At 64.9% G+C, this 23,852-nt stretch carries 24 protein-coding genes, 1 tRNA gene and 1 pseudogene; 4 read left to right on the top strand and 22 right to left on the bottom strand.

The features are described from left to right. The first annotated feature begins 245 nt into the window (after positions 1-245). Both QOZ99_RS16335 and QOZ99_RS16330 read left to right on the top strand, forming a co-directional pair. Positions 246-320: transfer RNA gene (locus QOZ99_RS16335), tRNA-Gly, on the top strand. Between the two features lie 283 nt (positions 321-603). Continuing rightward, positions 604-1,521 carry a LysR family transcriptional regulator gene (locus QOZ99_RS16330; protein ID WP_306891064.1) on the top strand — a complete coding sequence of 306 codons (918 nt, stop codon included), beginning with the start codon at positions 604-606 and terminating at the stop codon, positions 1,519-1,521. Here QOZ99_RS16330 and QOZ99_RS16325 read toward each other — a convergent pair. From QOZ99_RS16325 to QOZ99_RS16270, 12 genes and pseudogenes are all read right to left on the bottom strand, one after another. Then, positions 1,481-1,753, bottom strand: coding sequence for a DUF2274 domain-containing protein (locus QOZ99_RS16325; RefSeq protein WP_306891063.1), 273 nt, complete (start codon positions 1,751-1,753; stop codon positions 1,481-1,483). The genes QOZ99_RS16330 and QOZ99_RS16325 overlap by 41 nt on opposite strands. Before the next feature lie 2 nt (positions 1,754-1,755). Beyond that, the gene (locus QOZ99_RS16320) at positions 1,756-2,937 is read right to left on the bottom strand and encodes a TraB/TrbI/VirB10 family type IV secretion system protein (RefSeq protein ID WP_306891062.1); all 1,182 of its coding nucleotides are present in this window, start codon (positions 2,935-2,937) and stop codon (positions 1,756-1,758) included. After that, the gene (gene trbG / locus QOZ99_RS16315) at positions 2,934-3,917 is read right to left on the bottom strand and encodes a P-type conjugative transfer protein TrbG (protein WP_306891061.1); all 984 of its coding nucleotides are present in this window, start codon (positions 3,915-3,917) and stop codon (positions 2,934-2,936) included. The genes QOZ99_RS16320 and trbG overlap by 4 nt, the downstream gene beginning before the upstream one ends. Further along, on the bottom strand, positions 3,914-4,603 hold the full coding sequence (gene trbF / locus QOZ99_RS16310; RefSeq protein ID WP_306891060.1) for a conjugal transfer protein TrbF: 690 nt from the start codon (positions 4,601-4,603) through the stop codon (positions 3,914-3,916). The genes trbG and trbF overlap by 4 nt, the downstream gene beginning before the upstream one ends. Continuing rightward, positions 4,600-5,829 (bottom strand): P-type conjugative transfer protein TrbL, encoded by a 1,230-nt coding sequence (gene trbL, locus QOZ99_RS16305; protein ID WP_306891152.1) that lies wholly within the window; start codon positions 5,827-5,829, stop codon positions 4,600-4,602. The genes trbF and trbL overlap by 4 nt, the downstream gene beginning before the upstream one ends. Before the next feature lies 1 nt (position 5,830). After that, on the bottom strand, positions 5,831-6,100 hold the full coding sequence (gene trbK-alt, locus QOZ99_RS16300) for a putative entry exclusion protein TrbK-alt (protein ID WP_306891059.1): 270 nt from the start codon (positions 6,098-6,100) through the stop codon (positions 5,831-5,833). Between the two features lie 12 nt (positions 6,101-6,112). Next, positions 6,113-6,871, bottom strand: a complete 759-nt coding sequence (gene trbJ / locus QOZ99_RS16295) for a P-type conjugative transfer protein TrbJ (RefSeq protein ID WP_306891058.1) — start codon at positions 6,869-6,871, stop codon at positions 6,113-6,115. Then, positions 6,868-9,321 carry a conjugal transfer protein TrbE gene (trbE, locus tag QOZ99_RS16290; RefSeq protein ID WP_306891057.1) on the bottom strand — a complete coding sequence of 818 codons (2,454 nt, stop codon included), beginning with the start codon at positions 9,319-9,321 and terminating at the stop codon, positions 6,868-6,870. Before trbE ends, trbJ begins: the two co-directional genes overlap by 4 nt. Before the next feature lie 13 nt (positions 9,322-9,334). Further along, positions 9,335-9,604: a VirB3 family type IV secretion system protein gene (locus QOZ99_RS16285; RefSeq protein WP_306891056.1), complete on the bottom strand. Its 270-nt coding sequence runs from the start codon at positions 9,602-9,604 to the stop codon at positions 9,335-9,337. After that, a complete protein-coding gene (locus QOZ99_RS16280) occupies positions 9,604-9,933 on the bottom strand; it encodes a TrbC/VirB2 family type IV secretion system protein (RefSeq protein ID WP_306891055.1) in 330 nt (109 codons plus the stop codon). Before QOZ99_RS16280 ends, QOZ99_RS16285 begins: the two co-directional genes overlap by 1 nt. After that, a pseudogene (trbB, locus tag QOZ99_RS16275) lies at positions 9,933-10,908 on the bottom strand (P-type conjugative transfer ATPase TrbB). Before trbB ends, QOZ99_RS16280 begins: the two are co-directional and overlap by 1 nt. Positions 10,909-11,084: 176 nt before the next feature. Next, the gene (locus QOZ99_RS16270; protein ID WP_306891054.1) at positions 11,085-11,984 is read right to left on the bottom strand and encodes an HNH endonuclease; all 900 of its coding nucleotides are present in this window, start codon (positions 11,982-11,984) and stop codon (positions 11,085-11,087) included. Between the two features lie 207 nt (positions 11,985-12,191). On the opposite strand from QOZ99_RS16270, the gene QOZ99_RS16265 reads away from it, so the two are divergent. After that, positions 12,192-13,313: a Fic family protein gene (locus QOZ99_RS16265; RefSeq protein ID WP_306891053.1), complete on the top strand. Its 1,122-nt coding sequence runs from the start codon at positions 12,192-12,194 to the stop codon at positions 13,311-13,313. A gap of 610 nt (positions 13,314-13,923) precedes the next feature. Here QOZ99_RS16265 and QOZ99_RS16260 read toward each other — a convergent pair. After that, positions 13,924-14,178 carry a hypothetical protein gene (locus QOZ99_RS16260; RefSeq protein ID WP_306891052.1) on the bottom strand — a complete coding sequence of 85 codons (255 nt, stop codon included), beginning with the start codon at positions 14,176-14,178 and terminating at the stop codon, positions 13,924-13,926. 69 nt (positions 14,179-14,247) lie between these two features. On the opposite strand from QOZ99_RS16260, the gene QOZ99_RS16255 reads away from it, so the two are divergent. Beyond that, the gene (locus QOZ99_RS16255; RefSeq protein ID WP_306891051.1) at positions 14,248-14,511 is read left to right on the top strand and encodes an amidase family protein; all 264 of its coding nucleotides are present in this window, start codon (positions 14,248-14,250) and stop codon (positions 14,509-14,511) included. Here QOZ99_RS16255 and QOZ99_RS16250 read toward each other — a convergent pair. From QOZ99_RS16250 to QOZ99_RS16210, 9 genes are all read right to left on the bottom strand, one after another. Next, positions 14,441-16,132, bottom strand: a complete 1,692-nt coding sequence (locus QOZ99_RS16250; protein WP_306891049.1) for an FAD-dependent oxidoreductase — start codon at positions 16,130-16,132, stop codon at positions 14,441-14,443. The two genes, QOZ99_RS16255 and QOZ99_RS16250, sit on opposite strands and share 71 nt — an antisense overlap. A gap of 76 nt (positions 16,133-16,208) precedes the next feature. Next, the gene (locus QOZ99_RS16245) at positions 16,209-17,438 is read right to left on the bottom strand and encodes an MFS transporter (protein ID WP_306891048.1); all 1,230 of its coding nucleotides are present in this window, start codon (positions 17,436-17,438) and stop codon (positions 16,209-16,211) included. 349 nt (positions 17,439-17,787) lie between these two features. Continuing rightward, entirely contained in the window at positions 17,788-18,084 is a 297-nt protein-coding gene (locus tag QOZ99_RS16240; protein ID WP_306891047.1) for a putative quinol monooxygenase, read from the bottom strand. Positions 18,085-18,205: 121 nt separating this feature from the next. Continuing rightward, positions 18,206-19,006 carry a type 1 glutamine amidotransferase domain-containing protein gene (locus tag QOZ99_RS16235; RefSeq protein WP_306891046.1) on the bottom strand — a complete coding sequence of 267 codons (801 nt, stop codon included), beginning with the start codon at positions 19,004-19,006 and terminating at the stop codon, positions 18,206-18,208. An 80-nt stretch (positions 19,007-19,086) separates the two neighbouring features. Further along, positions 19,087-19,500 (bottom strand): GFA family protein, encoded by a 414-nt coding sequence (locus tag QOZ99_RS16230; protein WP_306891045.1) that lies wholly within the window; start codon positions 19,498-19,500, stop codon positions 19,087-19,089. A 192-nt stretch (positions 19,501-19,692) separates the two neighbouring features. After that, positions 19,693-20,325 (bottom strand): hypothetical protein, encoded by a 633-nt coding sequence (locus QOZ99_RS16225; protein WP_306891044.1) that lies wholly within the window; start codon positions 20,323-20,325, stop codon positions 19,693-19,695. Positions 20,326-20,335: 10 nt separating this feature from the next. After that, the gene (locus QOZ99_RS16220) at positions 20,336-22,591 is read right to left on the bottom strand and encodes a xanthine dehydrogenase family protein molybdopterin-binding subunit (protein WP_306891043.1); all 2,256 of its coding nucleotides are present in this window, start codon (positions 22,589-22,591) and stop codon (positions 20,336-20,338) included. 1 nt (position 22,592) lies between these two features. After that, positions 22,593-23,054, bottom strand: a complete 462-nt coding sequence (locus tag QOZ99_RS16215; protein ID WP_306891042.1) for a (2Fe-2S)-binding protein — start codon at positions 23,052-23,054, stop codon at positions 22,593-22,595. Between the two features lie 52 nt (positions 23,055-23,106). Continuing rightward, complete coding sequence (locus QOZ99_RS16210; RefSeq protein ID WP_306891041.1) at positions 23,107-23,538, bottom strand: GlcG/HbpS family heme-binding protein; 432 nt, start codon at positions 23,536-23,538, stop codon at positions 23,107-23,109. Positions 23,539-23,852: the final 314 nt, after the last annotated feature.

Here is a 23,852-nt window from a genome sequence, read left to right as displayed (position 1 = left end):
CGTGGCCTGCCCACACCCGGCGACGACGGGAAAACCTCCGACATTGCCGGCCGCGCCCGAGACCGGGAGTCTGGAACCAAGGGTCTGGAACCCGGAGCCCGCCGCCGATGGCGCGGGAAGCTACGGCGTAATCCACAGGCCTCGAGAATTCGCGCAAACCCCCGTTGCAATCGCCGCTCTCATGGGGCATAGAGACGGCCCGTTCGGGACGCGGCCGAGAGCGCCGCCAGCGAACGACGGAGCGAGCGGGTGTAGCTCAGGGGTAGAGCACAACCTTGCCAAGGTTGGGGTCGTGGGTTCGAATCCCATCGCCCGCTCCAAATTTTCCCAATAAAATCTGATAGTTAGCAAACGCCCTTCGGGGCGTTTTCTGCTTAGATTCGCCCTCGAACGCGACATTCTGAGCAGAATCTATGCTCCCGGAAGAAAATTCCCGGATGCCATGGCGTGCGTTCGGCAGCTTTCTAAGCGGCGGCGCTGCACCGATGCGCTGCGCGTGGCGGCGCCCGGAACGGCCGCGATGCAAAGCCCGTCTGCAACTCTCGACGTAGCCGCAACTTTGAGTATCAATATCCAGAAGCTACTCAACATGCCGGAGCCCGAATGGCTGCGCTGTTGTCACCCTCGATCGAACTGCGCCACCTGCGCTATTTCGTGGCGGCCGCCGAGCACGGAAGCTTCCGAAAGGCGGGGGTGGCGCTTGAGGTCAAGGAATCGTCCATCAGCCGGAGCGTGCGTGACCTGGAGGACGAGATTGGCGTCTCGCTGTTCATCCGGCATTCAAGCGGGGTGAACCTCACTCTGGCAGGACAGCGCTTTCTGAACCGCACGCGCCAAGCGCTCGATCAAATCCGCGAGGCAACGGTGGAAGCGGCTGCGCTCGGGCGGGCCGAGGAAGGCCACCTGAAAATTGGCCTGTTCTCGAACCTGTCCTCCGGCTTTCTGCGCGACCTGTTCCAGACCTACGACAGCCGTTATGCGGGCGTTCATATCGACTTTGTCGAAGCGCCTGCCGAAAATCACGCGGCCGCGATACGGCGCTTTGATCTCGACGCCGCATTCGTGCTGGGCCGGCAAAGCTGGCCGGACTGTGATGCGATTTCCTCGTGGAGCGAACCACTCCTGTTCGCGCTGCCGCGGCTTCATCCTCTGGTCCAAAGGGATGTGCTGTCCTGGCGAGATCTCGTGGATGAGACCTTTCTTGTCCGCACCGAAGGCTCCGGCAATGAGGTGCGCGGTTTTCTTGAGCGGAAGTTTCGGGAACTCGACATCTCGCCGCGCATCAGCACGCAGCAGGTCGCGCGCTATAGCCTTCTCGGTCTGGTCGCGACGGGATGCGGAATCGTGCCGGTGCTTGAGTCGGAAACGGTCATCGGCCTGCCGGAGGTGGTGTTCCGCCCTCTCGCCGGCGAGGCGATCCCGTTCTCAGTGATCTACTCGCCTCGCAACGACAACCCGGCGGTGCGCACCTTGCTCAGCCTCACACGGAAGATGGCCCGGGAGCGGGCAGCGGCGCGCTGATCCTCGCAGCGCCGCCAGCCTCGCGGCGCGCCTTGGCGAACTCGCGATCCGTGGCGATGAAACGCTCCAGCATGGGCACGATGAGCTTTACTGGATCGGTGGCCGGCTCCCCGGTTTCCCGCGCGAGCACCTCGGCATAGGCGACAAGATCGCGGTGCAGCGCGCCAGGCAATAACACCGCCACCTTCACCGGCTTGTCGTTCGAGATGGGTCCGAGCTTCAGCTTCGCCATGGTCAGTACCTGTAGGGTTCGAGCACGAGATCGCGCGTGACCATGACCCGCACCGGGAATCCCGGCCGGATGGTCAGGGTGGGCGCGACCCGCAACTGCCGGCGGATGATCTCCTGGCCGGCATCGTTGATGGTGTCCTGCGCCCCGCTCTGCAGCGCCTGGATCAGTTCGTCCTCGTCATCCATGGCCAGCTCGGCGCTGACGGAGAGCAGCGTCGAGAGGCCAACCGCCTTGGCGAGGTCCCACCCGTGCATGTCGACGCCGTCCTCGAGGCCGGCATAGCCCTGCGCATCCGTGCCGGGCTGGCGCTCGAGCACGATGGAGCGGCCATTGGGGAAGATCAGCCGGTTCCAGACCAGCAGGATCCGGCGCTGGCCGAAGCCGACGCCATTGTCGTATTGGCCGAGCAGGCGTGTGCCCTGCGGGATGATCAGGATGCGGCCGGTCGGGCTGTCATAGACGTTCTCGGTCACCTGCGCGGTGATCTGGCCGGGCAAATCGGAGCGGATGCCGGTGATCAGCGCGGCCGGGATGACGGCGCCCGCCTGCAGCACATAAGGCGATGCCGGCGCCATGACGCGATCGGACGCCACGACGCGTCGATCGACGGCGGCATTGAGGAAGGCAAGCTGGCGGTCCTGGGTCGAGGGGGCGCCACCCGGTCCCGCTGCACCAACGCCGCTGAAGCCGGAAACACTCGCCGACGAAGGCCCCGGCGCGCGAGCTTGCCCAGCCTGGAAGAACACGCGGCTGGTCCGCGCGGCTTCCTGTTCCGCAAGACGCCGCTGCTGCTCGGGATCGACCTTTGGCGCCGTCAGTGTCGGCGGCACGACGGGCTGACCGCGGTTCTGTGCCTCAAGGATCGGCCGACCGAGATCGCCCGGCAGAGGCGGCCCAAGGATGGGGCCGGTGTAATCGCGCGGCAGGCCGGCAAGGCCATCGGCGGTGGAGCGGTTCTGGGTGGAATAAAGTTCCTCGCCGCCGGTTCCTTTGTCGCGCCCCTGCAGCGCATAGATCAGGGCGACACCGATGCCGAGGCTGACGACCAGCCCGGCGCCAGCGAGGACCTTGCGCGAGAGACGCGTGACGCGCGGCGGCTCTGGACGCAGCCGCATGGCCGCGGCGTGATCGGTGGTCGGAGCGCCGAGATCCGCCTCGATGTCATGATTGTCGGGGCTGCTCATGATGCCGGCCTCCCGTCGGTGCGCTCGATCCGCACCTTCTGCGGGCGCTCGCCGCCACCGAGGCGCAGTTCGGCGGCACCGAACAGCCGGTCGACGATCAGGATGTTCTGGTGGATGCGGCTATTGACGATCTGCGCTTCGCCATCCGCCCCGATGACAAAGAGCGGCGGCATCTCGCCCTGAATGACCCCGCGCGGGAACTCGACATAGACCTTGCGCCCGTCGTCATAGACGGCCATTGGCCGCCAGGGTGGCGTGTCGCCGGTGAGCGCATAGCGGTGATTGCGCGCCGTGAAGGCCGGGATAATCGGTGTCGGCGGAGCACTGGGGCGCAGGCCTCTCGGAACCTGCGGATAGGCCCAGGCGACGGCCGGCATATAGGGCTTTTCGCCAGCCCGCAGCTCGATCATGTAGCTGCGCCGGTCGGTGGTGATGACGAGGTTGGTGGAGATGTCCGCCCGCGTCGGCTTCACCAGCACATGCACGCGCCGGTTCGCCCCTTCGCCACTCTCGGTGTCGCCGATGATCCAGCGGGCGGTGTCGCCCGCCGCGATCGGCCCGCTGCCGGTCAGGCTCTCACCCGGCTCCAGTGCGATGTTGGTGATCTGGCCGGGCGCTGCATAGACCTGATAGAGCGCGCCCTCGCTCCAGGGATAGATTTGGATGGCGTTGTAATAGCCCTCGCGGCGCGGCTCCACGCGAGCCGCCGCATTGGCATTCTCCACACGGGCGACGGGTGTTTTCGCGTCCGTGCCGCCCTTGGCCGGCGTCCAGGCCGGAGGCGTGTGGAGCGGGCGCGGCCGCTCATCGGTGACGACGGCGGGCACTACTGGCAGCGCCGGCATGTCACTGTCATAGCTGATCTGCGGCGGCTTCGGCGCCGAGGCGCAGCCGCCAAGCGCGGTTGCGGAGAGCAGGAGAACCGCAAAGGCGGATCGGCGCAGAGCCTGAGATGCGGGTTTACAGAAAGACGTGTTCACTGGCTCATCTCCCGCGACCAGCTGATGGCGTTCACATAGATGCCGAGGGGATTGGTGCGCAGGCGCTCGGCATCGCGCGGCGGCTGGATCACCAGGGTCAGGATCGCGCTCCAGCGCTCGGTGGCGGCGAGCTGGCCGTTCTCGTAGCGCCGCTCGACCCAGGCGACGCGGAAGGAGTCCGGGGAGGCCCGGATCACGCTGGAAACCTCGACGGCGATCTGCTGCTTGCCCACCCGCGTGAAGGGATCGTTGGCGCGGGCATAGTCGTTGAGCGCGGCAGCACCCCGATCGGTGGTGAACTCATAGGCCCTGAGCCAGTTCTGCCGCACGATAACGGGATCGGCCGGCAGGCTGCGCACCTGCTCGATGAAGCGGGCGAGATGCCAGGCGATCTGCGGATCGGTCGGGCGATAATCGCCGATGGCTGGACCCACGGCCTGCGTCTGGCCGAGACGATCGACCTCGACCACCCAGGGCACAACGCTGCCCCGCGTCGACTGCCAGATCAGCGCCGAGGCGAAGCCGGCCGAGAGGAACAGGCTGCCAAAGGCCATCAACCGCCAGTTCTTGGCCTGCACACGGGCCGAGCCGATGCGTTCGTCCCAAACTTGGGCCGCCTTCTGATACGGGGTGACGGGCTCGGGCGAGGTGCCGTAATGGGTCGCGGGTCGCTTGAAGAGGCTCATGAGCGGTCGCTCTCAGCTAGTGAAACAGAAGAGCCACCGGCGTGGCTGTCGCCGGAGCGCACAGCATGGGCGGCGGCGGAGACGCCATGGCGAAGCGATTGGCCGCGCTTCATGCGCTTGGCCCAATCGGGGATCTCGCCGGCCGAGGAAGCCGAGGCGGTACCGCCGACGGCATTCGCGAGCGGTGAGATGGCGGCGGAGCCCGCAGCCCGCGCGACGCCACCCAGTCCCGAGGCGACACCCGCCATGCCGGACTGCCCGGCCGTACCGAGGCTGTAGGCCGTCGCTCCTCCGCGGGCCGCGGCCGCCGTCGCGGAGAGCGCCGCCCCGCCGCCGCGAACGGCGAGGCTGGCGGCACCGCCGGCGGCCATCAGAGCGCCACCGGCGGCGAGGCCAGTGCCGACCGCGGCCCCCGCGCTCAGTTGCGGACCACCGGAGACAAGGCCGGCGGCAATGCCGGGGCCAAAAATGCCGAGACCGAGCAAGGACAGCGCAGCCAGCACGATGGCCATGGCGTCGTCGATGGTCGGCGTCTGCCCGCCAAAGCCGGCGGTGAACTGGCCGAACAGGGTCGAGCCGATGCCGATGATGACCGCGAGCACCATGACCTTGATGCCGGAAGAGACCACATTCCCCAGCACCCGTTCGGCCATGAAGGCGGTCTTGCCGAACAGGCCAAAGGGGATCAGCACGAAGCCGGCGAGCGTCGTCAGCTTGAACTCGATCAGGGTGACGAAGAGCTGGACCGCGAGGATGAAGAAGGAGAGCAGCACCAGCGCCCAGGCAAAGAGCAGGCAGGCGATCTGGATGAAGTTCTCGAAAAAGGCGACCCAGCCCATCAGATCGGAGATGGACTCGAGCAAGGGACGACCGGCATCCAGCCCGGTCTGCGCCACTTTGCCGGGACGCATGAGGTCGCTGACGGAAAACGCCGTGCCCGAACCCTTCAGCCCCAGCCCGGCAAAGCTCTCGAAGACGATGCGGGCGAGGTTGTTCCAATTGCCGATGATGTAGGCGAACACGCCGACGAACAGGGTCTTCTTGATCAGCCGCGCGATGATGTCGTCATCCGCACCCCACGACCAGAACAGCGCCGCCAGCGTCACGTCGATGACGATGAGGGTGGTGGCGATGAAGGCGACCTCGCCGCCAAGCAGACCGAAGCCGCTGTCGATATAGGAGGTGAAGACCCCCAGGAAAGTGTCGATGACGCCGGTGCCGCCCATCTCAGTGGCCTTCATTCGGCGCGGGACGCCCGAGAAACCGGTCGCGTGTCTGCGCCCAGACCTTCAGGCACGCGGCGTCTTGGGTGGCCGCCTCTCCAAGCTGCTGGCAGCGGCGCTGCTCATCGCGCAGCGGATCGCGCTCGGCCCCTACCGTCCGAATGGATGAAGGCTCCGGCGCCTTCTCCTCCCGGCTCATTTCCAGCACCGCCGCCGTGCCGGCGATGGCCACAAAGATCACCGCACCGAGCCGGGCCAGCATGGCTCCATCCATGTTCGCCTCCCGTCAATTGGTGAACATGCGGGCATTGCCGGCCTGATAGCCGGCGCCCGGGGTGAGGAAGCGCCGGCGCTGCTCACGGCCCTGCTCGGCGGCGGTCGCGCGTTCCGCCTCGGACAGCGCCGCAGCGCGCCCATTGGCGGACATCACTGCGATCAGGTCGGAGAGCTGCTGCGACTGCAAAGCGAGCAGCTGGTTGCCGGCCTGCGTGGCCTGAAGCGCGCCCATGGCGCCCTGGCTTTGGCCGACAAGCGTCGCCATCTCGGCCTTGTTGGCGTCGACATTGCCAACGACGCCGGCCTGCACGCGCAGCGCATCCTGCAGCCCACCGACCGTGGTCTGCCAGCGCGAGCGCGCTCCGGCGACGAGATCGGCATCAGAGACCGAGAGGGGGATATTGCCATAGCGCTGCTGGAAGGCCTGATCGATCTCACTGACATCGAAGGCGAGGCTTTGCGCCTGTCCCAGCAGCTGCTGGGTGCGCTGCACCGATTGCTGGATCTGCTGCAGCGAGGAGTGCGGCAGGCTGGCGAGATTGCGCGCCTGGTTGATCAGCATCTGCGCTTCGTTCTGCAGCGAGGTGATCTGATGGTTGATCTGCTCCAGGGCGCGCGCCGCCGCCAATATGTTCTGCGTGTAGTTCCAGGGGTCATGGACGATGTCCAAGGCCGCCGCCGGCGTGATGAGAGGCGTAGAGACGACGGACGCAGTGAGTCCGAGAGCCAGACACGCCGCTCGGCAGGCTTGCGCAGGGCGTACCCTCATTGACGGGCCTCCTCGGTGCTGGGTGTGACGATGGTGAGGTTGGGAAGGAGGTCGGCGGCCCAGCCGAGGCCGCGATGACGCAGCCAGGCCGCAAGGAAGCCGTCGCGGCCATGAGCGGCGAAGATCCTGCCGATGGCCTGCTGGTCCGTCTTCGAGGACGCAGCGCACAACGCCAGCGCCACGTCGGACAGGCCGAGCTCGAACAGCCGGTTGCCGCGCCGCGACTGGCAGTAATAGTCGCGCTTCGGGGTCGCCCGCGCGAGGATCTCGATCTGCCGGTCGTTCAGGCCGAAGCGGCGATAGATGGCGGTGATCTGCGGCTCGATGGCCCGCTCATTGGGGAGCAGAAGGCGTGTCGGGCAGCTCTCGATGATCGCCGGGGCAATGGCGCTGCCATCAATGTCGGAGAGCGACTGCGTGGCGAAGATGACGGAGGCGTTCTTCTTGCGCAGCGTCTTCAGCCATTCCCGCAACTGGCCGGCGAAGGCCTCGTCATCCAGCGCCAGCCAGCCTTCATCGATGATGATCAGGGTCGGTGATCCATCGAGCCGGCCCTCGATCCGGTGGAACAGATAGGCCAGAACCGCCGGCGCGGCCTCCGTGCCAATCAATCCCTCGGTCTCGAAGGCCTGGACGCTGGCCGCGCCCAGATGCTCGCTCTCCGCATCCAGCAGCCGGCCCCAGGCGCCACCCAGACAATAGGGACGTAGCGCCTGCTTCAGGTCGTTGGACGGCAGGAGGACACAGAGGCCGGTCAGCGTGCGCTCCTCGACCGGCGCCGAGGCGAGCGACGTCAATGCCGTCCAGATGTGCTCCTTCACCTGCGGCGTGATATGGACGCCTTCGCGGGTGAGGATGGCATTGAGCCAGTCGGCGGCCCAGGCGCGCTCGGCAGCCGCATCAATGCGCGCCAGCGGCTGGAGCGAAACGCTCTCCGCGCTCCCCTCGCTAAGCCCGCCACCGAGATCGTGCCAGTCCGCTCCACAAGCCAGCGCCGCAGCGCGGATCGAACCGCCGAAGTCGAAGGCGACGACCTGCGCGCCCGCGTAGCGCCGGAACTGCAGCGCCATCAGCGCCAGCAGCACGGATTTGCCCGCTCCGGTCGGGCCCACGACGAGGGTGTGGCCGACATCGCCGACATGGAGGCAGAAGCGGAACGGGGTCGAGCCCTCGGTCTTGCCGAATAGCAGCGGCGGCGCATCAAAATGCACGTCGCGGCTCTCGCCGGCCCATACCGCCGAGAGCGGGATCATGTGGGCGAGATTGAGCGTCGAGATCGGCGGTTGGCGGACATTGGCGTAAGTCTGGCCGGGCAAGCTGCCGAGCCAGGCATCGACGGAGTTGATGGTCTCCGTCATCACCGTGAAGTCGCGGCCCTGGATGACCTTCTCGACCCGTCGCAGCTTCTCGTCGGCGATGCGCGGATCGGCATCCCAGACCGTCACAGTCGCGGTGACATAGGCGATGCCGGCGTGATCCGCGCCGAGCTCCTGCAGCGCGAGGTCGGCATCTTCAGCCTTGTTCGCGGCATCGGAATCCACGAGGACGGATTGCTCGTTGGTCATCACCTCCTTCAGGATCGCCGCGATGGATTTGCGCTTGGCGAACCATTGGCGGCGGATCCTGGTGAGCAGCCGGACCGCATCCGTCTTGTCGAGCAGGATCGCCCGGGTCGACCAGCGATAGGGAAAGGCCAGCCGGTTCAGCTCATCGAGTAGGCCGGGCGTCGTCACCGTGGGAAAGCCGGTGATGGTCAGCACCCGCAGATGCTGGTCGCCGAGGCGCGGATCCAGCCCGCCGGTGAGCGGTTGATCGGCGAGAAGCGCGTCGAGATAGATCGGCGTCTCCGGCACGCGGACACGGTGCCGATGCGTCGAGACGCAGCCATGCAGGTAGGTCAGCGTCTCGCCGTCATCGAGCCAGTGGCATTCCGGCATGAAGGCGTCGATGAGGTTGAGGAGCCGATCAGTTCGATCGGCAAATCCGCGCAATGTCTCATGGGGATCAAGCCCCGCCTGATCGCGGCCCTCATAGAGCCAGCCTTCGGTGCGCGTGGCGTCCTCGGCCGGAGGGAGGAAGGTGAAGGTCAGAAAATAGCTCGACTCGAAATGGCTGCGGGCCTCTTCGAAATCGGCCCGCCGCTCGGCGTCCACCAAAGCGGAAGCGGCATCGGGAAAGACGCTCGCCGGGTAGGTTGCGGCGGCATGGCGCTGCGCCTCCACAAAGATGGCCCATCCCGAGCCGAGGCGGCGGAAGGCGTTGTTTAGCCGCCCGGCGACCGCGACGAGCTCGGCGGGAACGGCGCTGTCGAGGTCCGGCCCACGAAAACGCGCCGTCCGCTGAAACGAGCCGTCCTTGTTCACCACAATGCCGGGCGCGACCAGGGCCGCCCAAGGCAGGAAATCGGCAAGGCGGCGGTTGCGGCTGCGATACTCAGTGAGGTTCATCATCACGGCACCCCGCTCAGACCGAGAGGTGCGTCGGGATGCGCAGATGCCGACGCACCACCTCGACGAAAAGCGGGTCGCGCTTCGCTGCCCACACCGCCACAACATGGCCAATCACCCCGATGGCGAGGCCGACCAGCCAGAGGCGCAGGCCGAGGCCCACGGCGCCGGCGAGCGTGCCATTGACGATGGCGATAGCGCGCGGCGCACCACCGAGCAGGATCGGCTCGGTCAGCGCCCGGTGGAGCGGCACGCTGAAGCTGGGGACCTCAATCGGCTCCGCCATCACACCAGCGCCCCACCGCCGAAGGAAAAGAACGACAGGAAGAAGCTCGAGGCGGCAAAGGCGATCGACAGGCCGAACACGATCTGGATGAGGCGCCGGAAGCCACCCGACGTGTCGCCAAAGGCCAGCGCAAGGCCCGTCGAGATGATGACGATGACGGCGATGATCTTGGCGACCGGCCCCTCGATCGATTGAAGGATGGATTCGAGCGGCGCCTCCCACGGCATGGAGGAACCGGCCGCCTGCGCGTGGACCGCGGCGATGAGGTTGAGGCTGGTGGCCGCGGCGAGCAGGCCGGCGAGGCGATGAGAACGAGCCGATCGGATCATCAGGGATCTCCGGTGAGAATAGGGGTGACGCGGTAATCGCCATCGGGGCCGAGGCCCTCGACCTGGGCGAGTTCGGTGAGCCGGCGGGATGAGCCGCGCCCCGCGAGCACGGCCACGAGATTGATGGTCTCGGCGATCAGCGGGCGCGGGACGGTGACGACGGCTTCCTGGATGAGCTGCTCCATCCGGCGCAGGGCGCCGATGGCGCTGCCGGCATGGATGGTGCCGATGCCGCCGGGATGGCCGGTGCCCCATGCCTTGAGCAGGTCGAGCGCCTCCGCGCCGCGCACCTCGCCAATGGGGATGCGGTCGGGACGCAGCCGCAGCGCGGAGCGCGGAGCGAACAAGGTCGGAGAGCGAAGCGGCTCCATCCTTGGTGCGCAGGGCAACGAGGTTCGGCGCCGCGCATTGCAGCTCGCGTGTATCCTCGATGAGGACGACGCGATCGGAGGTCTTCGCGACCTCGGCGAGCAGCGCATTGGTCAGCGTCGTCTTGCCCGTCGAGGTGCCGCCGGCCACCAGGATGTTGGCGCGTGAGGCGACACCCTGGCGCAAAGCGCCTGCCTGTGCGGCGGACATGATCCCGGCGCGGACATAGTCCTCGAGCGTGAAGACCGCGACGGCGGGCTTGCGGATGGCGAAAGTCGGGGCCGCCACGACCGGCGGCAGCAAGCCCTCGAACCGTTCTCCCGTCTCGGGCAGTTCGGCTGAAACGCGCGGGGTGCCAGCGTGAACCTCGGCGCCGACATGGTGCGCGACGAGCCGAACAATGCGCTCGCCGTCAGCGGGCGAGAGCCGCTCACCCGTGTCGGACAGTCCCTCCGAGAGCCGGTCGATCCACAGCCGCCCGTCCGGGTTCAGCATCACCTCGACGATGGCCGGGTCTTCCAGATGCCGGGCGATCGCCGGACCCAGCGCCGTGCGCAGCATCCGCGCGCCGCGGGCAAAACCCTGATGATGTTGTGATGCCGCCATCTGCCCCCCGACGATGCCGGGGAACAGACGATCTCATCCCGGTCGGGGATGATTAAAAGAGCCGGATATTGGGCCGGTTCAACACGATTCCCTCCGCATCGCAGCGTGGCGTGCAATGACAGGCGAACGGCGGAACTGCTGTTCAGTGATCGGAAGCTTCATAGGGAGCCTCCGCTTCACGGCTTGAAACAATTCTCCCTGTGCCAACGCAGGAAATGGGGATGGGGCCGCTCGATCAGCCTGCGGGGCGCGATGGCGCGGCCGTCTTTGTTGATGAAGGCGCGCACACCGTCGGGATCGTTGGTCTGCCGGGAAATGAGGATGTCCAGATCATCCGAGAGGCTGATCAGCCCGCGATCGAACATCCAGTGGGCCGTGCCCGACAGTGCCAGCCCATTGCTGACGATGTCGGGGCCGTTCGCGTCCACCGGGCGGATATGCGCGGCCGCCACCTCGGCGCGCCCGCCGCCATTGATCAGCTTGAGCCCGCTGATGGCGCAGCGCTCGTCATAGGCGCGCAGCACGACGCGCCGGAAGATGCGGTCGCGGACGATGCGAGAGGACAGAGTGTCGACGCGCTCGCGGGGCTGCTCGAACACGAATGGCGCCTGTTCTTCTTCAAAGCCTGCGAGGGACGCACCCTCGTCGACGCGGGGCAGCAGCGGCTCGCTGTCATTCAGCCCGAGAGTGACGATCCGGTTGAAATCGTCCCGCGAGAGTGGACGCACGGCGGCTTGTGCACGCCCTGAAATGCGCCCGTCCGCGTTCAGCACACCGCGTTCGACCACGCCATCCGCATCGGTGAACGGCACCGGGCTGGCAAAATCCATATAGCTGCCCGGTTCGATGAGGGCGAGATACATGCCTGGAGCGGTGGGATCGGGAACGACGCGCTGGACCCTGGCGATCGCGAAATAGCCGCGGGTCTCCGCCACTTTCCTGGGTTCGTAATAGACGATCCAGTCGCCGACGCAGGCCTCGACGCGTCCCAGATATGGGCGCGGGAACTGATACCGCTCAGCCGGGCTGTCGTCATAAATCGAGTCTGAGCGGTGAATGAAGACGCCGAATCCCATGTGCCATCCCTGATCCCCATTCGATCGTAGCGCACAATGGGTATCGTTCGGCAGCAGGTGGACCTTTCACCCCTTGGTCGCGCGCGTCACGTTATCGACCCGGCATCACGCTCTCAGTCTCCTTCGCGCTGCCGTGAGCGATAGGACGGCTATCTATCAATCATACATTCGCTATTATGTGAGCTATAGAGAGGAATTCTATCGCTCATGGTGTGGAGCTGGACGCAGCACGGCTGGCCGCATTTTGCCTATGATCCGGTTGCCCTCGAACCGCTGGAGCGGCGGTTCCTGCTGCTCACCGGCGAGGTGATCGGTGCGGTCCGGCATGTGAGCGATGACGAGCGGGACCTGCTGCGGATCGAACTCCTCAGTGACGAGGCCGTCAAGACCAGCGCGATCGAAGGGGAGACGTTGGACCGCCTGAGCGTGCAATCCTCCCTGCGCCGTCAGCTCGGCCTCGACACCGACAATCGCAACGTGAAGCCGAAGGAGCGGGGCATCGCGGAGATGATGGTCGATCTCTACCGGAGCTGGGCGGATCCCCTCGACGCCGATACGCTGTTCCGCTGGCACCGCATGCTGATGGCGGACAGCCGGCATCTGGAAACGATCGGCGGCTACCGTCGCCATGAAGACGCGATGCAGATCGTGTCCGGCCGCCAGGATCGGCCCACCGTGCATTTCGAGGCGCCGCCATCCTCTCGGGTTCCGGACGAGATGGCCGCCTATCTCACCTGGTTCAATGGCTCGGCCCCGAACGGGGACACGCCATTGCCGGCACTTACCCGGGCCGGGATCGGGCATCTTTATTTCGAGAGCATCCATCCCTTCGAGGACGGAAATGGCCGTATCGGGCGAACCCTCTCGGAAAAATCCCTCGCGCAGAACATCGGGCAACCGACGCTGATCGCGCTCGCCCATACCATCGAGCAGCATCGCAAGGCCTATTACGACCAGCTCGAGATCCATCAGCGGACGCTCGATGTCACGGACTGGCTGGTCTATTTCGCGCAAACGATCATCGCGGCCCAGCAGACGACGCTCGGCCGCGTCGCCTTCCACATCGCCAAGGCGCATTTCTACGATCGCTTCCGCGACAAGCTGAACGAACGGCAGGAAAAGGTGATCGCCCGTCTCTTCCGTGAGGGCCCTGGCGGCTTCACGGGCGGTCTGAGCGCGGAGAACTACCTCGCCATCACCGGCATCTCACGCCCCACCGCCACGCGCGACCTGCACGATCTGGTCGAGAAAGGCGCCCTGGCGCGATCCGGTGAGCGCCGATACACCCGGTACCACCTGAACCTGCAGGGTCATGCTGTAAAGTCGTGAGCTTGCGGAACGCGGGGCAGCTGTTCGGGGCCCTCGGCGAGGCATCCTCAAATCTGCAGGATGCGCCAGAAGCCGACGTTAGCTGCGGGGACGATGAATGGCCGATTTGGGGCCGATGGCAGACTGTCCGCTATTGGGGGCTCTAAGCGAGAAGCGGACATATCGCCGATGAATGTCCGATGCCGAGACTGACCCAAAGGCGAACTTGGGAATGGCCGCTTGTCGGAGCCCCGCCAAGTTTCGCAGTTCAACAGCTCGAAAATCACATTAGCGATCGGTCATGACGCGGATCATCCGCGCCGCCTCCGCCTGGGTCTTCATCATCGCGTAGAGATTGCCCATACCTGTCGACGATCTACGGACTGACGAAGCGCGACGATCTCACTCTCAGGGGCGATGAACGACCGAAATGACGGCAAAGCCGAGCTACGCGCCTATCGAACAGGAGGCCAACTTCTCGCGCTTGCAAGGCGACGTGCGGGCGATCTGCCGGATCATGGCGTCCAACGGCGTTAGGATCGACGAGGGGCAGGGCGATCTTCAATTACCTACGGCTGGAGTTTGCTCGCGCCTATGAGCGGATCGTCCCCGAGCCGATGTACTTGGGCCATCAGCGGCCTCCCGATCCAACCGCGGTTTCTTCGGCGTCATCGCTCATCGCGATGTCGATCGTGGTGTGGCTGGGCGCGATCCCGAGATCACGCCCGGCGTGGCTTTCGAAGGCGATTTGGAGGGCGGCGATGAAGTGCTTCACCAGGAGAGTGGCGACATAGGTGTTGTCGAAATTTACCGACCAGGTGGGGCCCAGCGCCGCCCATCGCTCTTGGCGCCGCGCGCCCAGGTCGCCGAACGGCCGGTCCACCATGGCGTCCTGAAATAGGGTCCAGACATCATCCCAAGGCCCTGGTTCCAGTCGGCGTACGGGCTGTCGACGATGTTCAGGAATCCTTGCCGCAGCGGTTCGGGCCATAGGGCGAGCGGCTCGATCTTCAAGAGACGCGTTCGCGATGTCGACGCTACCGCGGTCGCCAGGCTGAAGGCAGCTGGCGGCATCCTCCTCGCAAAGACGAACGCGCCCAAATTTACCTACTCGATCGAGACCGACAACCTCCTGACCGGCCATTCCATCATGCTTGCCGCATTGAATTCAATGCGCGACCGACGTTCCGTGTCAGGACGGAATGAATCTGTGCGATGACGGCGGCACCTTCGCCGACCGCGGCGGCGACCCGCTTGGTCGAGCCGGCACGAACGTCTCCGACGGCAAAGACGCCTGGGCAACTGGTTTCGAGCGGCAGTCGGTCGCCGTCGCCAGCGCGCTCCCCTGTAAGGACGAAACCCGTTCCATCGAGCGCCACACACCCGTCGAGCCAGTGCGTATTGGGATCGGCACCGATGAACAGGAAGAGATGGCGCGACGTACACTCCCGAATCGCACCAGTCCGGCTGTCCCGGAACGTCACCCCGGTCAGGCCTGTCGCCCGGTCGCCGTGCAAATCGGCAATCTCGCTGCCCACATGCAGTTCGACGTTGGGCAACGCCGCGATCCGATCGATCAGGTACCGGGACATGGTCTGCTCGAGGGGGCGGCGCACCATCAGGTGCAGATGCCTGACCTGCGGTGCGAGATAGGCGACCGCTTGGCCCGCCGAGTTTCCTCCACCTACCAGGACAACCTCCTGGCCGGCACAAAGTCGTGCCTCGACGGGGGATGCCCAGTAGGACACGCCGGCCCCCTCCAGCTCTTCAATGTTGGAGATGGCGGGCTGCCGGTAGCGCGCTCCCGAAGCGATCACGATGGTGCGCGAACGCGCCGTGCCGCCGTTGCTGAGCTCAAGGCTGAATGGGGCTTCCGCATCCTCGCCGTGACAGCGAAGCAATCCGACGGTCAGCGGAATGGCGAGCTCGGCGCCAAATTTCGCCGCCTGATTGAAGGCCCGGCCCGCGAGGGCCTGCCCGGAGATGCCCGTCGGAAAGCCGAGATAGTTTTCGATCCGGGCGGATGCGCCGGCCTGGCCGCCAAAGGCGCGGCTGTCCAGCACCAGGACGGACAAGCCTTCGGATGCGCCATAGACGGCAGTGGCAAGCCCAGCCGGGCCGGCCCCGATGACCGCCACGTCATAGACCTTGTCCGCGTCGAGATCCGGTGTGATGCCGAGACAGGACGCGGCATCCGCGTTGCTCGGGCTTCTGAGCACTGTGCCGTTCGGGCAGATCATCAGCGGCAGATCTTCGGGATCGACGCCGAGCCGTTCGACCAGTTCGCGCCCCTCTGCCTCGCATGCGGCAATGACGGTGTGGGGGTAGCCGTTGCGGGTGAGAAATCCCGACAACCGGATAATATCCGGATCATCCCAGCGTCCAACCAGGATCGACCCTGCGCCGCCGGTCTGCCCCTCCTCGATCAGCATGACGCGCCGGAGGATGAAGGCGCGCATGATTGCTTCGCCGACATCCGCCGATCCGATGACAAGCGCACGGAGATGCGGCGCATCAAAGGGTATCGCGACCGCGCCAGTGTCCCCCGCCACGACCGACATGAGGGACGGGCGACCCGAGAGCTGATTGGTCTCGCCGGTGAACTGGCCGGGACCATAGGTGGTGACCACCGACGACTGGCCGGCTGCGCTGCGCCGGATCGCGTCAGCCGAGCCCTTGAGGATCAGCCAGGAGGGGGCGTTGCGGGCGCCGATCTCATAGACGATGTCACGAGGGCCGAAGCGGCGCGGTGCACCGCTCGCGAAGCGACGCGCCGTCGCGATCTGAAGGGCGGACAGTGTCGGAAAAATCTGCTCTCGCCGAGCGTCGCCGATTGCCATGGGGGGACCTCCGTATCGGGCCTATGCCACCTCTCGTACGCGCCACCATCCGACCAGATGAGGAGCTTGACCGCAATCATGCCGGCGCGAGCCGAGGCGCCTTCGGCAAGGTGAGCGCGAAGACGAGAAGACCCAAGAGCGTCAGCCCGAAGCCCGCCCATACGGCGGACAGCAGGCCGTAGCCGGCCGCAATCGTCACACTGCCCGCCCAGGCGCCGATGGCATTGGCAACGTTGAGCGCCGCGAGGTTCATGGCGCCCATCAGCGTGGGCGCCTCTGGAGCGAAACCCGTCAGGCGCACCTGAATTGTGGGGATCGCGACCATCATCGTCGCGCCAACGCCGAACAGCGCAGGCATCAGTATCCACACTTGGCCGCCTCCAGCAGCCAGCACCGCAAGCACGATCAGAGCGCTGCCGAAGCCCACGACCAATCCTCGCGCGGGATAGATGTCCGCCAGCCTTCCGCCGATCAGGTTACCCGCGGTCATGCCAAGGCCGAACAGCGCGAGCGCGAGCGGAATCCAGGCTTGATTGAGCGTTGCCACATCGGTGACGAAGGGGCCGATGAAGGTGTACACGGCGAAGATGCTGGCAACGCCGAACGCCGCGACGAGCATCGTGACCCAAACGGCCGGCTTGCGCAGCGAGGCAAGCTCCTGCACCACGGGCCCGCCGTGCAGCGCTTCGGTTCGAGGCACCCAGATCCACAAGGCAAGGAAGGCCAGCACGGCGACCCCGGCGACGGTGAAATAGGTGTTACGCCATCCCACGGTCTGGCCGAGGAAGGTCGCCAGCGGCGAGCCGATGATCGTCGCGACCGTCAGCCCGGTCATGACCAGCGCGAACGCCTTTCCCGCATGACCGGGGCCGACGATGTAGGACGCCACAACGGCGCCTGCGCCGAAATAGGCCCCTTGCGGCAGGCCGCTGACGAAGCGCGCCAGGGCGAACATGCCGAGATCGGTGGCAACCGCCGACAGGGCGTTGCCAAGGATGAACAGGCCCATCAGGCCCAGAAGAAGCGTTCGCCGGTTCAGCCGCGCCGCCACCAACGTCAAGAGAGGAGCGCCGATCACGACGCCGAAGGCATAGGCCGCAATCGCATTCGTCGCCGTGGGGATATCGATGCCGAGGCTGGCCGAGAACAGCTGGAGAATCCCCATGCTGGCAAACTCGGATGTCCCGATGCAGAAGCTGCCGAGCGCCAGGGCGAACAGTGTGAGGCCACGGTTGCGCCTCTGCGCCTCGTCCGTGCAATGCACTTTCACGGCGGCGCATTGGCCGCGATAGGCCTTGTCCAGCATCCCTGCCTCCATTCGTGGGTGGCTATGCGGATTGCCCCGATCGGCGCGCAGCGATCCGCCCAAACGTCCTGTCAGCCGACCACTCCCTAGTCGGGAGGTCCCGCGGGGACGAGCAGTCCTACCGTTTGAAGACGATCATCTTCTCTGCGGTCATTTCGGGCGTGCGCCGTCGTAAGTTTCGTTTCAAGCGCCAACGCATCATCTGTCGGCAGCTCCGCGATGCGCTCGCGATCGAAAGCTTGCACGACCGCTATCATCCTCTTCGTCCTATCTTATCCACGGAGCTAACCAGGGCGCGAGAAGCATGCGCGCACCCAACCAGGAGCCGGGGACGCGAGACGCGGGCTTGTCACCTGACCGCAACCGCCTCCAACACCCACGCCGATCGCTGGGCGAGTTCGGGGACCTTGGCCAAATAGTTCTGATAATGCATCGTCTTGCGATGCGCCTCGACGGCGGCACCGTCCAGGTAGAGTTCGTCGAGCACGTAGCGCTCGCCATGTGCCCGATCCTGCCAGACATCCCAGCGCAGGTTGCCGGGTTCGGCTCTGCAAAGCGGCGCCATTCCGACAAGCAGTGCTCGCAAGTCAGCGGCCTTGCCGGGGTGAGCGGTCAGGACTGCGGTGATCTTGGCATGTGATGACATGGACGAAGTCCTTACATTTACAGGGCGCTGCTGTCGGCAGGTTTTGACTCTGGCCGCCGCGTTCAAGCCTCGACACTCTGGAGGTAACCTGGACATCGTTGCGATGGCCACCGCTGAATACTCAGGCGGCTGCCGCCGCGCGATTGAGCGCATCGATGAGCTTCACCGCAATCGGGTGGTCGGAGCGCGGATTCTGGCCGGTGATCAACTCGCGATCCTCGACGACATGCGGGGCGAAGTCGACCGGGTTGGTGGTGACGTCGCCGCCCGCCATGCGCAATGCATCGGGCATGTTGAAATACAGCTTGCCGTGAAGGATCTGCTCCTCGATCGGCCTCTCCTCGCTGGCGGAGAACACCGTCATCTTGTAGCTGGCGTATTGCCAATCCTTCGCAAGTTCGGACGCTCTGGGCAGGTCGCCGGCGATCAAGGCGGCCCGATATTCTTTCGCATGCGGCAGCGCGGCGAGCGCAGCGATCGGCCCATGGCATAGGAACGCGGTGGGTTTCTTGTGCGCATGGAAGTGGCGCAAGATCTCGCCGAGATCGGCGTCTTGCATGAGATCCACGACCGGCGCCTGGCCGCCGGGGACGAAGACGCCCGCATAGCCGTCGAGCCCGTCGTTGATCACCGATCTCAGCGTCCGGACGTTCTTCATTCCGGGATTGTCATTGAAAAAGGCGCGCCCGCGCTGCAGGGCGGCTTCATCACCATCAAAATGCTGCACGACGTCCGATGCCGGGTCGATATGCGGCTTGGTGCCGTCGGGCGTGGCCAGCACGACGTCGTAGCCTTCATCGACAACGGCCATTGCAGGCACGACGGTCTCGTTGAGGTATTGACCGGTTGGTCCTGTGCCGCCTCCCTGAATCTCGATCCGCGTGGCATTCGAACCGACGACAAGCACTTTACCCTTGCTCATGAGGTCCTCCTGAGTTGATCGGTCGATTGAAGACTCCGGCCAACGGTCCGGAGGCCATGGCATCGGCCACGCGGCAGATTTCATCCCGGCATGGCGTCGAATTGCGGCACATCGAGCGGAACGGCCCAGGCGAGCCGGCGACTGGTGAACATTTCCAGCCCGGGCTTAATACCTTCAGAATTGTCGAGGCTGCCGATCGTAACGAAGACCATGCCCGGATAGCTTTCCGCGTTGCGGGTGAACAGGCGTGCGCCGCATGCGGGACAGAAATTCCGGTCCAGCCCCTTTCCCGAAGGAGCAGTGTAGTGAAAAGCTTTGGGCTGGCCGCTTAGGAGCGTGAAATCTTCTTCAGCTACGCCGAGAAGTGTCACCGCTTCGCCGCCCGATGCCCTCTTGCAGTCGAGGCAATGGCAGACTGCAACAAAGTCCGGATCGATGTCGAACCCAAATTTCACCGCGCCGCATGCGCATTGGCCGGTATGTTTCTTGATCATCGCTATGTACCTCGACAATAAGGTTGCGACCTCGACGGCGTGCAGTGGGCGGTCCGCTAGCGTAGAACGACCCGTGAAAGGTCAGTTGCCGACCCCATGTGAAACAGCGGAGCAACGATGATGTCTCCAATGGATTCCGTATCGACATAGCGTCCGCGCTGATCGCCAACACAGCACGACCGACATGCGTCCTTAGCCCGGACAGGGCTGCTCGGCAGCTCCCCACAGCGCCATGTCTTTGACATGATCTTCGAAGGTCCCCGGCGGAGTCGTCCGGCCGGCGCCGGGCTCCCAGCTCCTTGGGATGAAGCCACCCAGTGACGCATCATGCCGGAGATGTTCGAGCAAGCCGACTGCATCGCGGCCGCCATTGCGGGCTGGGTCTCTAAGCTGCCTGCAGATATCCGCGCCTGTCTGCCCGTACCAAAGGAAATCGACGGGCGCGAGTTGCCACGGAATTCCGGCATGCGGCGGCGCGGGCGCAGCGGGATTTGGCTGGGTAGACGTCATGTGACAGGTCGAACAGACCATCGTTTCTGTCCCGATCCGGCTCGGTCCGCCATGAATATTCATGCCATGGGCGCGAGACGTCGTTTCGCCGGCTGGCGTCCAGATCGGCACAGCCTTTGCGTCGACATGGCAATTGGCACAGCGTGGATGCGTCACCACCGCCTCGATTCTCTTCCAGGCCTGCAGCCCCTCGGCCCGGCTGACGCTGCCCAACGGCAACGCGTCCTTCGTGTCTTCCTTGGCCAGGACAAAGCCCGTCAGAGCGAGGATTGATGAACTGGCAAGAGTGAGCGCGATCAGAGTTGTCGTTCTCATGACCTCCCCCTCAAACGAAATCGATGAATTTGTTGAACGGCATCTCCCGGATGCGCTTGCCCGTCGCAGCGAAGATGGCGTTTGCGAGTGCGGGCGCCGCCGGCGGCACGGGCGGCTCGCCGATGCCCCGCACCGCGTAGTCGTTTTCCAGGCCACGCACTTCGATCACCGGACACTGATACATCCGCATCGCTTCATGGTGGTTGTAGTTGGTCTGCTGAACGGACCCGTTGGCATAGGTGAGTTCGCAGTTCATGGCGTGGCCAAGGCCCCAGACGACGCCGCCCTGAACCTGGTTCTCGAAATTGACGGGATCGACAACCTTGCCGACATCGGCGGCCACCCAGACCTTGTCGATCCTGATGCCGGCATCCGTCATGGTCACGTCGACGATTTCGGCAACTCCCGTGCCGAAGGCCTCGACGAAGGCGACGCCGCGGCCCTTTCCATTGCCAAGCGGCCCCTTCCAGCCGGCCATCTCGCCAACCGTTTTCAGGAGCGTGCGGTAGACAGGAATCTTGCACATGTCGATGCGCGCCTGCAGCGGGTCGAGCCCGGCGGCGTGGATCAGTTCGTCGATGAAACTCTCGGTGAAGAACCCGTTTGCCGAAGCGCCGACCGAACGCCAGGTGGTGGTGGGCGACACGCCCTGCACCTCGTAGCTGGCCGCCCGGTAGTTCGGGATGTCGTAGTACATATTCCAGATGCCCACGGCCAATTGGCCATCGGGATCTTTCGGCGGCATGCCCATGCGGCCCAGAAGCTCCTTGAAGGGAGGCGTTGCCGCCACCTGAACATCCGCGGCGACGATCTTGCCGTCCTTGACGCTGCCCCGATACCTGCCCATCGCGATTTGCCGCGGAATGTCCTGCAGGAAGTCCTGCTCGCGCGAGAAGACGATCTTCACCGGGGTTCCGCGCAGCTGGTTGGCGATCTCGGCAAGTGCCCTGACATTCTCGAATTCCAGGCGGTGTCCGAAACTTCCACCCGACCACTCATTGTGGAAGGTGACCTGTTCGGGTTTCATGCCGATGGCCTTGGCGGCAATGTCCTGCACGGATTGCGGTGTCTGGTGGCCGACCCAGATCTCCATCCCGTCGTCGGTCACGATACCGATGCCGTTGAGGGGCTCCAGCGGCTGGTGGCCGACATAAGGCGCCCGGTACTCGGCCTCGACGAGTGTTCCGCCGTTCAGACCGGCGTCGATGTCGCCGTCGTTGCGCCACTGCTTGGCGAGGAATTCCGGGGTGAACGAAGATTGCACGATGTCCCAATGCCCGGCCTGGTCGGCGGGGTATTTAGATGGTTCCCATACGCATTCGATGCGTTCGGCCGCCTGCATGGCGTACCAGCTGTTGGTCGCGATGACGGCGACGCCGTTCGATATCTTGAGGACTTTTTGGACCCCCGGCATCGACTGCGCTTTGCTTGCATCATATGACGTGATCGGCTGCCCCTTATTCGGATTGAGCTTGACGGCCGCGTAGACCATCCCCTCCATCTTGCGGTCGATGCCGAAAATCAGCTCGCCAGTCACCTTGGCGCGGATGTCGAGCCGCTCCATCGGCTTGCCGATCAACCGCCAGTTTGCCGGGTTGCGCAGCTTGACATCGGTGACCGGCGGTATCTTCGCCGCCTCGGCGGAGAGCGCGCCATAGGGTATTCTGGTTCCGTCGGGCAGGACCACGTGGCCGGCTTCGGTGCGGAGATCGGCGACCGCGATGCCGCTGCGCCTGGCCGCGGCCGCTTTCAGCGTCTCCCGCGCAACGGCGCCGGCGAGGCGCAGCTTTTCGTAGGTGTCAGGGATCGCGCTGGAGCCCCCGGTCATCTGCAGGCCGGATTGCCTCAGCCATTCCAGCGCGGCGGCGCGCCCCCTTTCGGCTTCGGGGCTCTGGTCCGCCGCCATGAAGGGAGCGATCTCGTGCGCGAATCCGGTGTTGAAGTAGGCGGGGCTGGGCCCAGCAAAGCGGACCTCGAACTGGCCGATTTCCAGATCCAGTTCCTCCGCGATCATCACTGGCTGTATGGAGCCGACGCCCTGTCCAATGTCGGCATGCTGCGCAATGAGCGTGATCCTGTCCGGACTGATCTCGACCCACGGATTGAAGGCAACCGAATCCGGCCCGAGGCCTGCCGTTAGCGGGTTAGGGGTGGGAGCGGCGGGCGTCTCCGCGGCCCAACCATACGACCCGAAAACCACGCCTCCCGCTACGGCAGTGGAGCCGAAAACGAAGACGCGGCGCGAAAGCACTGGCACGGAGCTCATCTCACTTCCCTCCCATCTTTCCCGCAGCCGTATGGATCGCGACCCGGATGCGTTCATACGTGCCGCAGCGGCACAGATTGCCGGACATGACCTCGTTGATGTCCGTGTCGGTCGGCGTGGGATGGGATTCGAGCAGCGCGATCGCCTGGATGATCTGGCCCGTCTGGCAGTAACCGCACTGCGGTACCTGATGTTCGATCCAGGCCTCCTGAACAGGGTGAAGCTTGCCGTTGCCGATGCCTTCGATCGTGGTTATCGCCTTGCCGGCGACATCGGCTATGCGGGCCTGGCAGGAACGGACAGCCGCTCCGTCGATCTGCACCGTACAGGCGCCGCACTGAGCAATTCCACAGCCGTATTTGGGGCTCGTGATGCCAAGCTCATCACGCAAAACCCAGAGCAACGGCATCTCGGGCACGACGTCTACCTGGTGCGTGGTTCCATTGACGGTTAGCTCGACCATACCAACACCTTCCCTCTGTGGAGTTACCGGTCGTTGCCGCGAACATGGCCTTCTACGAGTCCACGCCCTGATTGATGGCTGCGGCAGCCGCCTCGGCGACCGCGATGTCTTGCTCGACCGAGCCCGCGCTCGTGCCCACCGCACCGATGATCTGGTTGTCGACCTTCACCGGTAGGCCGCCGCCGAAGATTACGACCTTGCCACCATTGCTCTGTTCGATGCCGAACAATGGCGCGCCTGGCTGCGCCATTTTCGCGAGGTCCGAGGTGCGCTTGTCGAAAAGCCGCGCCGTGATCGCTTTGCCGATGGCAAGATCGATGCTTCCGATCAGAGCGCCGTCCTGTCGTGTAAACGCGACAAGCGCGCCGCTGGCATCGACGACAGCGATATTGTAGGCAATGCCAATGCTCGAGGCCTTGGCTTCGCCCGCTTCAAGCATCCGTTTGGCATCTGACAGCGACAAAGTGGTGGAGGAACGCGGCATTGTCTTGCTCGCTTTTCTCGATCCAAATTCCAGTCGTCTCGGACCAGGTACGCGTCTTCGATATAACCGCCCGAAGGACCTCGTCCTTAAAACAAGCAACTCCACCGCCGGATACTTGGTGCCGGCGTGCCCGAACCTCCATTCTCGCCATTCTGGTTCAGAGCCTACGTATCATCAGAGGCAGCACATTGGTCGTTAAACGAAGTAAAAAGATGCCTGATACCGACGCGCATTGATCAAAACCCATGTGCCCACTGACGCAGTCCGATGGACATGATGCGCCAGGGTTGGTCGACGAGGGTGTTCCAGGCGAA

The organism is Ancylobacter amanitiformis, from assembly GCF_030814815.1.
GTDB classification, from domain to species: domain Bacteria; phylum Pseudomonadota; class Alphaproteobacteria; order Rhizobiales; family Xanthobacteraceae; genus Ancylobacter; species Ancylobacter amanitiformis.
The sequence above is the reverse complement of the archived record's forward strand: the minus strand, read 5'-3'. Positions and strand labels throughout refer to the sequence as shown.

Excerpts from the sequence above, each read along its gene's own strand:
- QOZ99_RS16260 (WP_306891052.1), bottom strand. The coding sequence starts at position 14,178 with ATGGTGGACCGGCCGTTCGGCGACCTGGGCGCGCGGCGCCAAGAGCGA.
- trbK-alt (WP_306891059.1), bottom strand. The coding sequence starts at position 6,100 with ATGGATGGAGCCATGCTGGCCCGGCTCGGTGCGGTGATCTTTGTGGCC.
- QOZ99_RS16220 (WP_306891043.1), bottom strand. The coding sequence starts at position 22,591 with ATGAGCTCCGTGCCAGTGCTTTCGCGCCGCGTCTTCGTTTTCGGCTCC.
- QOZ99_RS16270 (WP_306891054.1), bottom strand. The coding sequence starts at position 11,984 with ATGGGATTCGGCGTCTTCATTCACCGCTCAGACTCGATTTATGACGAC.
- QOZ99_RS16230 (WP_306891045.1), bottom strand. The coding sequence starts at position 19,500 with ATGATCAAGAAACATACCGGCCAATGCGCATGCGGCGCGGTGAAATTT.
- trbL (WP_306891152.1), bottom strand. The coding sequence starts at position 5,829 with ATGGGCGGCACCGGCGTCATCGACACTTTCCTGGGGGTCTTCACCTCC.
- QOZ99_RS16240 (WP_306891047.1), bottom strand. The coding sequence starts at position 18,084 with ATGTCATCACATGCCAAGATCACCGCAGTCCTGACCGCTCACCCCGGC.
- trbJ (WP_306891058.1), bottom strand. The coding sequence starts at position 6,871 with ATGAGGGTACGCCCTGCGCAAGCCTGCCGAGCGGCGTGTCTGGCTCTC.
- QOZ99_RS16325 (WP_306891063.1), bottom strand. The coding sequence starts at position 1,753 with ATGGCGAAGCTGAAGCTCGGACCCATCTCGAACGACAAGCCGGTGAAG.
- trbE (WP_306891057.1), bottom strand. The coding sequence starts at position 9,321 with ATGATGAACCTCACTGAGTATCGCAGCCGCAACCGCCGCCTTGCCGAT.
- trbF (WP_306891060.1), bottom strand. The coding sequence starts at position 4,603 with ATGAGCCTCTTCAAGCGACCCGCGACCCATTACGGCACCTCGCCCGAG.
- QOZ99_RS16265 (WP_306891053.1), top strand. The coding sequence starts at position 12,192 with ATGGTGTGGAGCTGGACGCAGCACGGCTGGCCGCATTTTGCCTATGAT.
- QOZ99_RS16215 (WP_306891042.1), bottom strand. The coding sequence starts at position 23,054 with ATGGTCGAGCTAACCGTCAATGGAACCACGCACCAGGTAGACGTCGTG.
- QOZ99_RS16280 (WP_306891055.1), bottom strand. The coding sequence starts at position 9,933 with ATGATCCGATCGGCTCGTTCTCATCGCCTCGCCGGCCTGCTCGCCGCG.
- QOZ99_RS16330 (WP_306891064.1), top strand. The coding sequence starts at position 604 with ATGGCTGCGCTGTTGTCACCCTCGATCGAACTGCGCCACCTGCGCTAT.
- QOZ99_RS16245 (WP_306891048.1), bottom strand. The coding sequence starts at position 17,438 with ATGCTGGACAAGGCCTATCGCGGCCAATGCGCCGCCGTGAAAGTGCAT.
- QOZ99_RS16320 (WP_306891062.1), bottom strand. The coding sequence starts at position 2,937 with ATGAGCAGCCCCGACAATCATGACATCGAGGCGGATCTCGGCGCTCCG.
- QOZ99_RS16210 (WP_306891041.1), bottom strand. The coding sequence starts at position 23,538 with ATGCCGCGTTCCTCCACCACTTTGTCGCTGTCAGATGCCAAACGGATG.
- QOZ99_RS16255 (WP_306891051.1), top strand. The coding sequence starts at position 14,248 with ATGTTCAGGAATCCTTGCCGCAGCGGTTCGGGCCATAGGGCGAGCGGC.
- QOZ99_RS16285 (WP_306891056.1), bottom strand. The coding sequence starts at position 9,604 with ATGGCGGAGCCGATTGAGGTCCCCAGCTTCAGCGTGCCGCTCCACCGG.
- QOZ99_RS16250 (WP_306891049.1), bottom strand. The coding sequence starts at position 16,132 with ATGGCAATCGGCGACGCTCGGCGAGAGCAGATTTTTCCGACACTGTCC.
- QOZ99_RS16225 (WP_306891044.1), bottom strand. The coding sequence starts at position 20,325 with ATGAGAACGACAACTCTGATCGCGCTCACTCTTGCCAGTTCATCAATC.
- QOZ99_RS16235 (WP_306891046.1), bottom strand. The coding sequence starts at position 19,006 with ATGAGCAAGGGTAAAGTGCTTGTCGTCGGTTCGAATGCCACGCGGATC.